The organism is Ornithinibacillus contaminans (genome assembly GCF_001038425.2).
GTDB lineage: Bacteria > Bacillota > Bacilli > Bacillales > Amphibacillaceae > Ornithinibacillus > Ornithinibacillus contaminans.
This window is the reverse complement of the sequence record NZ_LDPV02000024.1, coordinates 84,056-97,818: the sequence shown is the minus strand read 5'-3', so window position 1 is coordinate 97,818 and position 13,763 is coordinate 84,056. Positions and strand designations below refer to the sequence as shown.

At 37.7% G+C, this 13,763-nt stretch carries 14 protein-coding genes; all 14 read left to right on the top strand.

Going from position 1 to position 13,763, the window contains the following annotated elements; all coding sequences use genetic code 11:
• Positions 1–11: 11 nt before the first annotated feature.
• The 14 genes from flhA to tsf all read left to right on the top strand — a co-directional run bounded on the left by flhA (position 12) and on the right by tsf (position 13,742).
• The gene (gene flhA, locus JF53_RS05885) at positions 12–2,048 is read left to right on the top strand and encodes a flagellar biosynthesis protein FlhA (protein ID WP_047981256.1); all 2,037 of its coding nucleotides are present in this window, start codon (positions 12–14) and stop codon (positions 2,046–2,048) included.
• On the top strand, positions 2,045–3,172 hold the full coding sequence (gene flhF, locus JF53_RS05880) for a flagellar biosynthesis protein FlhF (RefSeq protein WP_047981255.1): 1,128 nt from the start codon (positions 2,045–2,047) through the stop codon (positions 3,170–3,172). Before flhA ends, flhF begins: the two co-directional genes overlap by 4 nt.
• The gene (locus JF53_RS05875; protein WP_047981254.1) at positions 3,162–4,028 is read left to right on the top strand and encodes a MinD/ParA family protein; all 867 of its coding nucleotides are present in this window, start codon (positions 3,162–3,164) and stop codon (positions 4,026–4,028) included. The genes flhF and JF53_RS05875 overlap by 11 nt, the downstream gene beginning before the upstream one ends.
• Before the next feature lie 9 nt (positions 4,029–4,037).
• Complete coding sequence (locus JF53_RS05870; RefSeq protein WP_047981253.1) at positions 4,038–5,096, top strand: protein-glutamate methylesterase/protein-glutamine glutaminase; 1,059 nt, start codon at positions 4,038–4,040, stop codon at positions 5,094–5,096.
• Between the two features lies 1 nt (position 5,097).
• A complete protein-coding gene (locus JF53_RS05865) occupies positions 5,098–7,122 on the top strand; it encodes a chemotaxis protein CheA (protein ID WP_047981252.1) in 2,025 nt (674 codons plus the stop codon).
• Between the two features lie 26 nt (positions 7,123–7,148).
• Positions 7,149–7,622: a chemotaxis protein CheW gene (locus JF53_RS05860; RefSeq protein WP_047981251.1), complete on the top strand. Its 474-nt coding sequence runs from the start codon at positions 7,149–7,151 to the stop codon at positions 7,620–7,622.
• Position 7,623: 1 nt separating this feature from the next.
• Positions 7,624–8,262, top strand: a complete 639-nt coding sequence (locus tag JF53_RS05855) for a chemotaxis protein CheC (protein ID WP_047981250.1) — start codon at positions 7,624–7,626, stop codon at positions 8,260–8,262.
• Complete coding sequence (locus tag JF53_RS05850; RefSeq protein WP_047981249.1) at positions 8,255–8,755, top strand: chemotaxis protein CheD; 501 nt, start codon at positions 8,255–8,257, stop codon at positions 8,753–8,755. The genes JF53_RS05855 and JF53_RS05850 overlap by 8 nt, the downstream gene beginning before the upstream one ends.
• Positions 8,756–8,830: 75 nt before the next feature.
• Positions 8,831–9,601, top strand: coding sequence for a FliA/WhiG family RNA polymerase sigma factor (locus tag JF53_RS05845; RefSeq protein WP_047981248.1), 771 nt, complete (start codon positions 8,831–8,833; stop codon positions 9,599–9,601).
• A gap of 27 nt (positions 9,602–9,628) precedes the next feature.
• Entirely contained in the window at positions 9,629–10,999 is a 1,371-nt protein-coding gene (locus JF53_RS05840) for a DUF342 domain-containing protein (RefSeq protein ID WP_047981247.1), read from the top strand.
• Positions 11,000–11,062: 63 nt separating this feature from the next.
• On the top strand, positions 11,063–11,365 hold the full coding sequence (locus JF53_RS05835; protein WP_047981246.1) for a hypothetical protein: 303 nt from the start codon (positions 11,063–11,065) through the stop codon (positions 11,363–11,365).
• Positions 11,366–11,370: 5 nt separating this feature from the next.
• Entirely contained in the window at positions 11,371–11,832 is a 462-nt protein-coding gene (locus tag JF53_RS05830; RefSeq protein WP_047981245.1) for a DUF6115 domain-containing protein, read from the top strand.
• Between the two features lie 166 nt (positions 11,833–11,998).
• Positions 11,999–12,745 (top strand): 30S ribosomal protein S2, encoded by a 747-nt coding sequence (gene rpsB / locus JF53_RS05825; RefSeq protein ID WP_047981244.1) that lies wholly within the window; start codon positions 11,999–12,001, stop codon positions 12,743–12,745.
• A gap of 112 nt (positions 12,746–12,857) precedes the next feature.
• On the top strand, positions 12,858–13,742 hold the full coding sequence (tsf, locus tag JF53_RS05820; RefSeq protein WP_047981243.1) for a translation elongation factor Ts: 885 nt from the start codon (positions 12,858–12,860) through the stop codon (positions 13,740–13,742).
• Positions 13,743–13,763 lie beyond the last annotated feature (21 nt).

The following is a 13,763-nucleotide window of genomic DNA, read 5'->3' as shown; positions in this document are numbered from 1 at the left end:
GAGAGACATCCATGAAAGCCCGTGACCTATCCGTTTTAATAGCCGTAATTTTAGTAGTCGTAATGTTAGTCATCCCGTTACCTGGATGGCTATTAAGTGTGTTTATCCTTATCAATATTATTCTTGCATTAATCGTACTTTTAGTTTCCATGAATACTCAGGAACCATTACAGTTCTCTGTTTTTCCAACCTTACTATTACTACTGACTTTGTTTAGACTTGCACTAAATGTTTCTACGACAAGATCAATCCTTAGTGAAGCAGATGCTGGGGGCGTTGTGGACACATTTGGTTCTTTTGTAATTGGCGATAATCCGTTAGTTGGTTTTGTTGTCTTTATCATTTTAGTTATTATTAACTTTTTAGTAATTACAAAAGGGTCCGAGCGTGTTTCTGAGGTAGCGGCTAGATTCTCACTAGATGCTATGCCAGGTAAGCAAATGAGTATTGATGCAGACTTAAATGCTGGATTAATTTCTGAACAAGAAGCAAAGGAAAGACGTAAAAAAGTTGAGAATGAAGCGGATTTTCACGGTTCCATGGATGGTGCTAGTAAATTTGTTAAAGGGGATGCAATTGCCGGAATCATCATTTTATTGATCAACATCATATTTGGGTTGATTATCGGAATGGTGCAAATGGGCTTTTCATTTCAAGAAGCAATTGACACGTTTATGCGCTTAACCGTAGGGGACGGGTTAGTAAGTCAAATTCCTGCATTATTAATTTCCACTGCGACCGGTATAGTGGTAACACGAAGCTCAGCAACTGGTAATAATCTTGGTAGTGATGTTAGTGCACAGCTGTTTCAATATCCGAAGCTATTATTTATTGCTGCAGGAACAATCTTCTTACTAGGGCTGACACCGATTAACTTTTTCTTAACAACAACGATTGCTTTAATTCTTGCTTTAGGGGCATACTATATGCTCCAGAAGCAGAAGGAACCAGAGGTTAAAGATGAAGAGGTTGATGACCAGACAGAAGGCTCCGCAATGAAGACACAGGAAAATGTAATTAGTCTTCTTAGCATGGATCCGATCGAATTTGAATTCGGCTATTCACTTATTCCGTTAGTGGATGCTAAACAAGGTGGCGACTTATTGGATCGTGTCATTATGATCCGCAGGCAATTAGCAATTGAACTTGGTATAGTCATCCCGGTAGTTCGTATTCGTGATAACATCCAGCTTAGTCCAAATGAATATCGCTTGAAAATAAAAGGAAATGAAGTAGCGTCAGGCGAAATATTACTCGATCACTACTTGGCCATGACGCCAGATATGGATAATGATTTGATTGACGGAATTGAAACAACAGAGCCAGCTTTTGGGCTACCTGCGAAATGGATTAGTGAAGAGAATAAAGATGATGCCGAGCTATCTGGTTATACGGTTGTGGATCCACCTTCTGTAGTGTCGACACACATTACTGAAGTAATTAAGCGTCATGCACATACTCTACTAGGAAGACAAGAAACGAAGGAACTAGTCGATCACTTAAAAGAAAATTATCCAATTTTAGTAGAGGAATTAACTCCAGATCCACTAGGAATAGGAGATATACAAAAGGTATTAGCGAAATTGCTACGAGAAAATGTCTCAGTTCGTAACTTACCTATCATTTTTGAAACGTTAGCAGATTTTAGCAAACTTACGAATGATCCAGAAATTTTAGGGGAATACGTCAGACAAGCACTCTCCTCACAAATTACAAAGCAATATGCAAATGCTGATAATTCTCTAAAGGTTGTAACTGTTTCTGGTAAGGTAGAAAAAATGATTGCAGAAAGCGTACAACAGACGGAACACGGTAATTATTTAGCACTAGAGCCAGATTCACAACAAGCAATTGTGAAGTCCATCAACGAAGAGGTTGAAAAGTTAACGCTACAGGAAGAAAATACGGTTATCCTATGCTCGCCTGCAATTCGGATGTATTTAAAACAATTATTAGATCGATTTTTACCACAGGTTGTCGTGCTGTCTTATAACGAATTAGAACCGACTGTACAAGTTCAAAGTGTTGGGGTGGTGAATGTTACATGAAGGTAAAAAAATACGTGGCACCAACAATGCCAGAAGCAATGAGCAGAATCCGAAAAGAGCTAGGAAAAGACGCTGTTATTCTTAGCTCGAAGGAGATTCAAGAAGGTGGCGTGTTAGGCTTCTTTAAAAAGCGTAAGATCGAAGTGGTTGCTGCACTGGATCAAAAACCAATACCAAAGCGACAACCGAACATACCAAAGCGTACACCACAGCCAGATACTGTCGAGAAAAAGCAAAACGTGACAGTGGAATCCGAAGTAATACAAGAGATTCGTAATATGAAACGTATGTTGGAGCAACAGTCCCTGCAACAAAAGGTTGGCAAATTTGAACTGGACTATCAGGCTGTTTTTCAATATTTACTTGATCAAGAAGTGGATGAGGCAATTGCCTCGTCCATTATGGAAAATGTTATCAAAAAACATAAGGAAACTGGGATTGCTCCAGACTATCCAACCATATCGAAGGATGTTCAAACAGAAATCGAAACAATGCTTTCAGATCTATCCTTTCATGGGTTCAGTAATTCAGCAAAAGTTGTTCATTTTATTGGTCCAACTGGTGTAGGGAAAACAACGACCATTGCAAAGGTAGCCGCTAACAGAATGCTACAAGAAAAAAAGAAGGTCGCCCTCATTACCATGGATACGTATCGGATTGCTGCAATCGAACAATTGAAAACATATGCCAAAATTTTAGAAACACCACTTGAAGTCGTTTATTCGGTTGATGACTACCAAAACGCCATCAAAAAGTTTCAGAACTATGACTTAATTTTAGTTGATACTGCTGGACGAAATTATCGAGATGAGCAATATGTAAAAGAACTAACGAAAACGATGCGTACAGATCAGCAAGTTGAAAATTATCTCGTGCTTTCATTAACCTCGAAGCCGAAAGATATGCATGACATTTATCATAGCTTCCGTCACGTAGATATAAGTGGATTGATTTTTACAAAAATCGATGAAACTAGGCAATATGGAAGCTTGCTCAATATTCCATTGACTGAGAAGCTGGACATTGCGTTTATCACTAACGGACAGGAAGTACCAGATAACATAATTAAACCGACAAAAGAAGTCATCAGTAACTATATAGTAGGTGATTTAATTGGTTCATGATCAAGCGGATAGCTTAAGAAGGCAGTTGGAAATATCGAAGCACCCAAGAGAAGCAAAGACGATTTCGTTTGTTAGTGGAAAAGGCGGCGTAGGAAAGTCGAATATTGCAGTCAATTTTTCACTAGAGCTTTGCCGACTAGGGAATAAGGTTATGCTAATTGATTTGGATATTGGAATGGGAAATGTCGAGATTTTACTTGGATTACATGCAGAAAAAACGATTGTAGATATGTTGCAAGATAATTTGCCTATTTATGATATTATGGAAGTAGGACCAAATAATTTGTCGTTTATTGCCGGAGGTTCTGGTCTTGCCAATTTGTTTTCCATGGATGAATACAAAATGGATTATTTCTTAGCACAGTATCAATCGATTACCAAGGAATATGACTATATTATTTTTGATATGGGTGCCGGTGCAACACAGGCAAGTATTGATTTTGTCTTAGCATCGGATGAATGTATCGTTGTCACGACACCAGAACCAACTTCGATCACTGATGCATATAGCATGATTAAGCATATTATTAGCTACAATCGGCAGGTGCCGTTTTATGTCGTTTTAAACCGAGCCGATACAATTAAAAATGGCTTACGTACTGTCGACAGATTTCGTAAAGTCATCATGCAATTTTTAGATATTGAGATTAAATTACTTGGTATTTTACCAGAAGATAAAGCTGTGTCAGCAGCCGTAATTCATCAGGCGCCTTTTGTGCTTGGCAATGAAAAAACGGCCATTACTAAATCTATTAAACAGCTTGCAGAGAAATATTCTAATAACGTAGTTGGATCGACTATAGAAGCAAATACTTCCTTTATTGATAGGTTAAAAGATCTTCTACGAAATAGGTAGGTGAATATTGTGTCTCCCATTCGAGTAATCGTGATTGATGATTCTGCATTTATGCGGAAAATGATCACGGATATATTAGAAAGTGACAGCAGAATTCAAGTATTAGCAACTGCACGGAATGGGGTAGAGGGGCTTAAAAAAATAAAGATGCTTTCACCTGATGTTGTTACATTAGATGTAGAAATGCCAATCATGGATGGTATTACTGCTCTGTCTCACATCATGGCAGAGCATCCTATACCAGTAGTAATGCTATCTAGTTTGACAAAAGAAGGAGCAACAAACACGCTTCAAGCAATTACAAATGGAGCCGTGGATTTTATAACAAAGCCATCCGGCTCCATTTCATTAGATATCGCAACGATAAAAGAAGAAATCATTACAAAGGTAATTGCAGCTTCTCAAGTGGATGTAGCAACGAAGACTGGCGAGCAACAACAAGAGAGTCCTAAATTAGTAGCTTCGAAACAGAAACATGCAGCAACAATCGTTTTAGTAGGGGCATCTACTGGTGGGCCAAGGGCATTACAACGATTTCTACTCGATATCCCAAGCGATTTCACAGATCCGATTTTAATTGTGCAGCATATGCCAGCTGGCTTTACGAAATCATTAGCTGAACGATTAAATCAGTTGTCAGAGCTCCATGTCAAGGAAGCAAGGCATGGGGAAATTATAAAGGAACGAACGGTTTATATTGCACCTGGTAATTTTCATATGAAAATTAGGAAGGTCGGTACTGTCCATGCGATAGAGCTAACACAAGAGGATGAACGTTCTGGACATAGACCAGCTGTTGATGTACTTTTTGAATCTGCCGCATTGTTAACTAGAGTTAATAAAATTGCGGTTATCTTGACGGGCATGGGAAGTGATGGTTCAAAAGGCATCAAAGAATTAAAGAAACGTGATGCTGATACGATCGTACTAGCAGAATCTGAAGAGTCAGCAATCATTAATGGGATGCCAAAAGCAGCAGTAAAAACCAATGCTGTTAATTACATAATACATTTACATCAGATGGGCGAAATGATTCATGCATTAACCAAACGAGTCGGGGGGATGTAATATGGATACAACACAATATTTAGATGTCTTTATTGATGAGAGTAAGGAACATATCGAAGTTCTGTACAAGAAATTACTAGAATTAGAGAAAAGCCCTAGTGAAAAAGCTATCATAGAAGAAATCTTTCGTGCTGCACATACCTTAAAAGGGATGTCTGCAACGATGGGATATAGTGATTTAGCAACGCTAACTCATACGTTAGAAAATGTATTTGATGCCATTCGTTATGACCGAGTCCAAGTGCAAACCGAAATGGTAGATTTGCTAGTGGAAACGGTAGACCAATTAAACTCGATGGTAGAAGATATTGCCAATGGCGGAAGTGGCACACGTAACATAGCAGATGTGGTAAATAAGCTAGAACGAATGGAAACAGGAACATCTGCCCAAAATGCATCTTCGTCAAAAGGAAAACAGGTAAGTGATTCTGTTACATCAACTAATGTGATACGGACACTTGATGAGTTTGAATTATCTATTTTGAATGAGTCACAGGAACGTGGGTTTTCAAATTATGAAGTAACGGTTCAACTTCGTGAGGACTGCTTACTGAAAGGCGCTCGTGTGTTTATGGTGTTTGAAGTGCTCGAGCAGCTAGGGGAAGTAATTAAGTCAGAACCTTCCGTAACGGAATTAGAGGATGAAAACTTCGAACACTCATTTACAGTTATCTTAGTATCCAATCGACCTGAAACGGAGATTAGTGAAAAAATAAAAAAAGTATCGGAAATTGAAACAGTAAACGTACACGAATTTTCCGTATCCAACTATTTAGAAACAAAAGAACAAGTAGTACAACGATCTTCTGTTCCTGCCAATCCAGATGATAAGCAAGTGAATCCAACTCCTGATGAGCGAGAAGTAGGAAAGAATGCCCAGCAAAAAACGATTCGGGTTAACATTGAAAAGTTAGATGTGCTGATGAATTTATTTGAAGAATTAATCATTGACCGAGGACGTCTAGAGCAAATTTCGATTGACTTACGTAATGCCGACCTGCAAGATACAGTGGAACGTATGTCCAGAGTTTCTAGTGATTTACAGAATATCATTTTAATGATGCGTATGGTGCCAATCGACCATGTGTTTAGTCGTTTCCCAAGAATGGTACGAAAACTGGCTCGTGATTTAAACAAGCAAGTTGATATAGAAATCATTGGTGCTGACACAGAGCTTGATCGAACTGTCATTGACGAAATAGGAGATCCAATTGTTCACCTGTTACGAAATGCTATTGATCATGGTATTGAAACACCAGAGGAAAGAGTTCGAAAAGGGAAACCAGAAAAAGGCACGATTAAGCTAGAAGCGTTCCATAGTGGAAACCATGTATTCATTGAAATCTCGGATGATGGCGCTGGTATTAACAAGGATAAAGTGTTAAAGAAGGCGCTAAGTAATGGTCTTTTAACTGACCGGGAAGCAGAAGGACTTACTGACCAGCAAATTTATGAGTTGATTATGGAAAGTGGCTTCTCAACCGCGGATAAGATTTCGGATATATCAGGGCGCGGAGTCGGGTTAGATGTTGTGAAAAATACTATCGAATCATTAGGTGGAAATATTGCGATTGATTCAGCAGTCGATAAAGGGTCCGTATTTTCCGTACAATTACCATTAACATTGACGATAATCTCTGTTTTACTCGTTGAGTTAAACAAAGAGAAATATGCGATACCACTGTCTTCTATCATTGAAACAGCTATTATTTCCAAGGAACAATTGCTATCTGCACATCATAAAAAGGTGATTGATTTTAGAGGCAAAGTTGTTCCATTAGTTAACTTAAAGGACATATTTGGTGTGGAAGCACCAGAGGTGGAAGAAGCGTATACCTCCGTTGTCATTGTTAAAAAAGGAGATAAACTTGCTGCACTTATTGTAGATTCGTTTATTGGGCAACAAGAAGTTGTCCTAAAATCGTTAGGTGCATATATGAGTAACACCTTTGCAATATCAGGTGCAACTATACTAGGCGATGGTGAAGTTGCTTTAATTATCGATAGTAATGCCATTATTAAATAGGGTTATAAATAGAGGAGGAACTACAAATGTCTAATGAAACAGCTACAGAAAAAAAGGTGATTGTTTTTCAATTAAAGGATGAAGAATTTGCTGTATCGGTAAAACAAATTGGATCGATTGAACGCATCCAAACGATTACTAGAGTGCCAAATACGAAGAGCTTTGTAAAGGGTGTTATTAACCTTAGAGGGGTTGTTACACCAATTATAGATTTACGGACAAGACTTGGAATTCAAGAGTCTCCCTATAATGATTCAACTCGGATTATCATCGTTTACTTAGACGATATGGAAGTGGGATTAATTGTTGATGCAGCAAATGATGTTATTGATATTCCGACTAGTATTATTGAGCCAGCACCAGAAGTAATTGGAGCAGTGAATGCGGATTATATTGAAGGTGTTGCTAAGCTATCTGATCGTTTACTTATTTTATTAGACCTGAAAAAGGTTTTAACAAATGAGGAAATTAATGAGTTAAAAACAGTAGAAGGTCAATAATATGAATTATGAACAACTTTCGACCATCCAATTAGATGCATTACGGGAAATCGGTAATATTGGAGCGGGTAATGCTGCTACTTCCATGTCAAAATTGCTACATAAGAAAGTAGACATGGAGGTACCAGATATTAACATCGTTGCATTTGACGAAGTAATGGAGATGGTTGGTGGAGCAGATAATCTCATCGTTGGTATACTATTTCAAATACATGGAAAAGCACCAGGAATGGTGTATCTGCTCTTTTCACTAGAGGAAGCTGAATCGTTAGTGAGACAAATGACTGATAACCCGACAATTCAGTTGTTTGAAGGGGATGAGCAAAATGAGATTGCCTTTTCAGCACTACAAGAGGCAGGAAATATTTTAGCAGGTTCCTATCTATCCGCTCTTTCAGACTTTACCAATATTAATATGCAACCATCGATACCACACTTAAGTGTGGACATGGCAGGAGCAATTTTGACGGTTGGATTACTACAAGTATCCGAAGTAACAGATTATGCCATTATTATTAATACGAAGATTAATGAAGCGGATGAGAATTACCATGCTATAAATGGACAATTTTTATTGCTTCCTTCGCCAGAATCGTTTACGAGAATATTTCAAGCTATAGGGATTCAAGGCGATGAGTAAAGACCAACAGACTGTTATCAAAGTCGGGATTGCAGATTTAAATATAGTTACAGCACCAGATGTAATTCGTACATCAGGATTAGGATCCTGTGTTGGGGTGGTTTTATATGATCCATATAAACATATCGCTGGCATGGCTCATGTGATGCTACCAGATTCAAAGCTTGGCAAACAAGAAACATTGAGCGCGTATAAATATGCCGATACAGCAATTGACATTCTGGTAGATCAGCTGTGTGCGAAAGGGATTCGGAAGACTCAATTACAAGCTAAGCTTGCAGGTGGTGCCCAAATGTTCCAATTCAATTCAAGTAATGACATTATGCGTATCGGTGAACGAAATACGGAAGCGGTATTGCAAAAGTTACGTGAGCATGCAATTCCAGTTGTAGCGTCCGATGTCGGTGGAAATTTTGGAAGAACGATTGAATTCGATCCACTAACAGCTAAACTGAAAATACGAACCATTAATAAAGGTATTGATTATATCTAAATTTTACTTACTAGTTGCCTATATAAGACTGTACGTTAAATGTATTAAAATTTTGGATAAGGAGGAGCTAGTCTATTGAGTACAAAAATTTCTCCTCTAGAGCAAGAATTATGGTATAAGTGGAAAAACGATCAAGATAATGAAGCAGCGAATGAATTAATTCAAAACTATATGTATTTGGTTAATTATCATGTGGAAAGAACTATTAGCCACCTTCCGAGTAGTGTAATGAAGGAGGACTTGAAAAGTCTAGGGCTATTAGGACTTTTTGATGCTTTAAAGAAATTCGATTTAGAACGTGACCTGAAGTTTGATACGTATGCTTCCTTCCGTATTCGTGGAGCGATAATTGATGGGCTACGAAAAGAAGATTGGCTACCTAGGTCAATTCGGGAAAAAACAAAAAAAATAGACCAGGTAGCACAGCAATTAGAACAGCGTTATCAACGCGAACCAAGCTCAGAGGAGATTGCGAAGGAGCTTAATCTACCCGTCCAAGAAGTAGAAACGTATGTACGCGATGCATTGTTTGCGAATATGCTATCAATTGAGGAAAAAGCAAAAGACGGTAATAATCAACATAAAGAGGGAATTGGCTATACGATTCCTGACGAAACAAGTGTACAACCAGAAGAACACATCGTGAAGCATGAACAATATAAAGACCTAGCACAAAGCATCAAAGGATTAAAGGAAAATGAGCAAATGATTATTAGCCTTTTTTATCAAGAAGGGTTAACTTTTACGGAAATAGGACAAGTATTAGGGTTGACGACATCACGTATTTCACAAATCCATAAAAAGGCTATCTTTAAATTGCGACACACGCTTGAAAAAGCACTTTAGATATTAGAAAAAAGGGGAAACATCGTGATGGCACAACTGAATGCGTATTTTACGATAGAAGTATCATCTGACCATATGATTGCTGAACTACAGTATACGGATAATTTTCTAGCTGAAACGAATGTTACAATCACTTCTGAGTTAATCACGCAATTTTTAACGGATAACCATATTAGCTATGGTTTCCAAAATGACATGATAGAAAAATTACTATCTGGTCCAACTGCCTCTGATTTTCCAATGATAATAGCGCGAGGCAAAGCACCCGTACCTGGTAATGACGGTACGATTCAATATGAAATTACGATAGATCCAGTGATAGAGAAAACAGACAGCTGGAATTTTCGGGATGTTATGCAAATCCCGTCAGTAGAAAAAGATGAGTTAATCGCAACCATCATTCAGCCGACAAGTGGTACTGATGGTGTTAATGTCTACGGTAAGGTGGTTTCGGCAAAACCTGGGAAGCCAGTAAATATCAAGGCTGGGCAAAATGTTCGATATGAAGCAGATAACCAGGCGTTTTATGCTGAATCGGTTGGCCAAGCAAGTGCTAGTGGTAATATGATTCATGTCCATCCGGTTTTTGAAATAATGGACAGCCTCTCCATGAAGGAGGGAAATATAGATTTTATTGGTACTGTCATCATTCATGGGGATGTTCCTTCTGGTTATACAATTAAAGCTGGCGGAGATATTAAAATCTTTGGGTTAGTAGAGGCAGCAACGGTATTGGCAGAGGGATCAATCTATATTACTGAAGGACTATCAGGATTGCAAAAGGGTATTATTGAAGCGGCTGGTAATGTTCGAATCGGTTACATAAATCAAGGAACTGTCAAAGCAGGTAATCAATTATTTGTTGAAAATTCTATTTTACATAGTGAGTGTATAGCAGGTAATGACGTGATTTGTCAAAAGGGGAGTATTATAGGCGGCCGTATATCGGCTGGCGTCCAACTATACGTACGGAATATCGGAAATCAACTGAATACGAAAACAGAGCTTATTTTAGGTAGAAATCATCATGATACCGAACATCTTCAAAAACTTGTAGCCGAAAAAAAGGAAATTGAAGATACATTGGCGAAATTAACTATAATAGGTGAAAAACTAACTCAGACTCCGAATATTGAAGCAAATCCCAAGCTATTTCAAGCACTACAAAGACAACGCGCATCGTATGATAAAAATACAAGTCTACTTGAAGGGATTAACAAACAACTAGAATTAAAGGAAGTTGTAACACGCGAAAAGATGGCAAAGTTAATTGTAACTGGAAATATTTTTGCCAATACATTAGTGTCATTTGGTAAGTATAAACGAGTTGTTACTACTCCTTATAAGCATGTGGAATTTGAGCTTGTTCACAATGAGATTGTAATGAATACACAATAGCGTTTTCTTTATTGAGCTTTTACCTTCCGTGATGGAGGGATAAATGAATAAGGAAGTGATTGAATGAGCTGGAAATCTGTTGAAATGCAGGTGGCGCTTCCAAGGACACATGATGCGGGTAAACTTCAAGATCAGATGATGAAATCGAATCAGCATTTTCAGGAAGCATTGGCCCAGAGCCAGTTAATCCAAGAATCAAAAAAACGAAAAAAAGTACAAGAATTTGAAGAAATCCAGTTACAAAAAGATGACCAGTCAGAGCATAAGCAGAACGAACAAGGAAAACAACGGAAAAAGGCTAATCTAGATCCGTTACAAGCATTGCGTCATCCGTATTTAGGTAACAACTTTGATATTAGGAGATAACCGTTATGATTTCATTTTTACTTACAATAAGTTTTCTTTTACATATTGTTTCATTAACCGCAATCTATGCCATGTATAAACAATTAACAGCCCCCAAAACAGATGATACGAAAGATGTCATCCAGCTTATGGAAGCATACCTTGAAGAAATAAAGCTAGAGAATGAACGGTTACAAGAGGAATTAAGCCAGTCAATGAATCATCCACAACCAGTTCCTAACAGACCAAACATAAAGGTAGCCAATCCACAGATAAGTAATACTAAGGAACAATCTACTGCACATGAAACAGATGAACCGCCAGTTCTGCCGATAGATATCGATATTCAAGATGATATGGAGGTTTCTTTGCAATCGCAAATCTTAAAGCTTCATCATGAGGGACTATCACCTGATGAGATTGCTCGCAAGTTAGGCTGTGGGAAAACAGAAGTGGACTTAATTCTTAAATTCCATGAAAAAAAATAGCATTAATGCTTGATTACCGAATACCGGTATGATATATTTATTTTTGGTGTAAATACAACAAATTGATTTATAACCACGCACGCTTGTTGATTTGGATAATTGGTGCCTAATAGGTCTTTATGCAAAAATGATTCAAGCGGAGGAAAAACCAAGGAGGAAAAATATTATGTCAGTAATTTCTATGAAGCAATTACTAGAAGCTGGTGTACATTTCGGACATCAGACTCGCCGTTGGAACCCTAAGATGAAGAAATATATCTTCACTGAGCGTAACGGCATCTACATCATCGATCTTCAAAAAACAGTTAAAAAGGTCGAAGAAGCGTATAACTATGTGAAAGAGGTTGCCGCTAATGGTGGTACAGTTCTTTTCGTAGGTACGAAAAAGCAAGCGCAAGATTCTGTTAAAGAGGAAGCAATCCGTTCTGGTATGTACTATGTTAACCAACGTTGGTTAGGTGGTACATTAACAAACTTCCAAACAATCCGTAAACGTATCAATCGTTTAGTAGAGATTGAAAAAATGGAAGAAGACGGTACTTTCGAAGTACTTCCTAAAAAAGAAGTTGTAGGTTTATTAAAAGAAAAAGAACGTCTTGTTAAATTCCTAGGTGGAATTAAAGAAATGAAGAAGCTTCCAGATGCACTATTCGTAATTGACCCACGTAAAGAGCGAATTGCAATTGCAGAAGCACATAAATTAAATATTCCTATCGTTGGAATTGTCGATACAAACTGTGATCCAGATGAAATCGATTATGTAATCCCAGCAAATGATGATGCAATTCGTGCTGTAAAACTTCTTACTGCGAAAATTGCAGATGCTATCCTTGAAGTTAAACAAGGTGAAGAATTAGAAGTAGCTGCCGAGGAGCAAGCAGAAGTTTCAGTTGAACAAACTGAAGAAGCTTAATTTCTGAAAAAGGTCAGGTGATAAGAGGATAAGCCTTTTATCACCTTTTTTTAAGGGTATTATATAAAGGTAAGAATAGTTCATAAGGTAATTATTTTAAGGAGGATTTAATATGGCTATAACTGCACAAATGGTAAAAGAACTTCGTGAAAAAACAGGTGCTGGAATGATGGATTGTAAAAAAGCACTTACAGAAACAAATGGTGATCTAGATAAAGCAATTGACTACCTACGTGAAAAAGGTATTGCAAAAGCAGCTAAAAAAGCAGATCGTATTGCGGCAGAAGGGTCTACATATATTGCTTCTGAAGGCAATACAGCAGTACTAATCGAAGTAAACTGTGAAACAGACTTCGTAACAAAAAATGATCAATTTAAACAGCTATTAGATGATTTAGCTTCTCACTTACTATCACAAAAACCTGCAACAGTTGAAGAAGCGTTGCAACAAAAACTAAAAGGTGAAGGTGAAACTGTAGAAACTTACATCAATTCAGCAGTTGCTAAAATTGGTGAAAAGATTTCTCTACGTCGTTTCGTTATTTCTACTAAAACTGATAATGATGCATTTGGTGAATACCTTCATATGGGTGGAAGAATCGGTGTTCTAACACTAGTTGAAGGCTCAACTGACGAGGCATTAGCGAAGGATATTGCAATGCATATTGCTGCGGTAAATCCGAAGTATGTTTCTCGTGATGAGGTTTCAGAAGAAGTTATTAATCATGAGCGTGAAGTGTTAAAACAACAAGCATTAAACGAAGGTAAACCTGAAAACATCGTTGAGAAGATGGTAGAAGGTCGTCTAAGTAAATTCTTCGAAGATATTTGCTTACTTGAACAAAGCTTTGTTAAAGATCCAGACCAAAAAGTTAAAAAATATGTTGCATCAAAAGGTGCAACTGTGAAATCATTTGTTCGCTATGAAGTTGGAGAAGGAATGGAAAAACGTTCTGAAAACTTCGCTGAAGAAGTAATGAGCCAAGTTAAAAAATAATGGTAGACAAAATAGGGGACA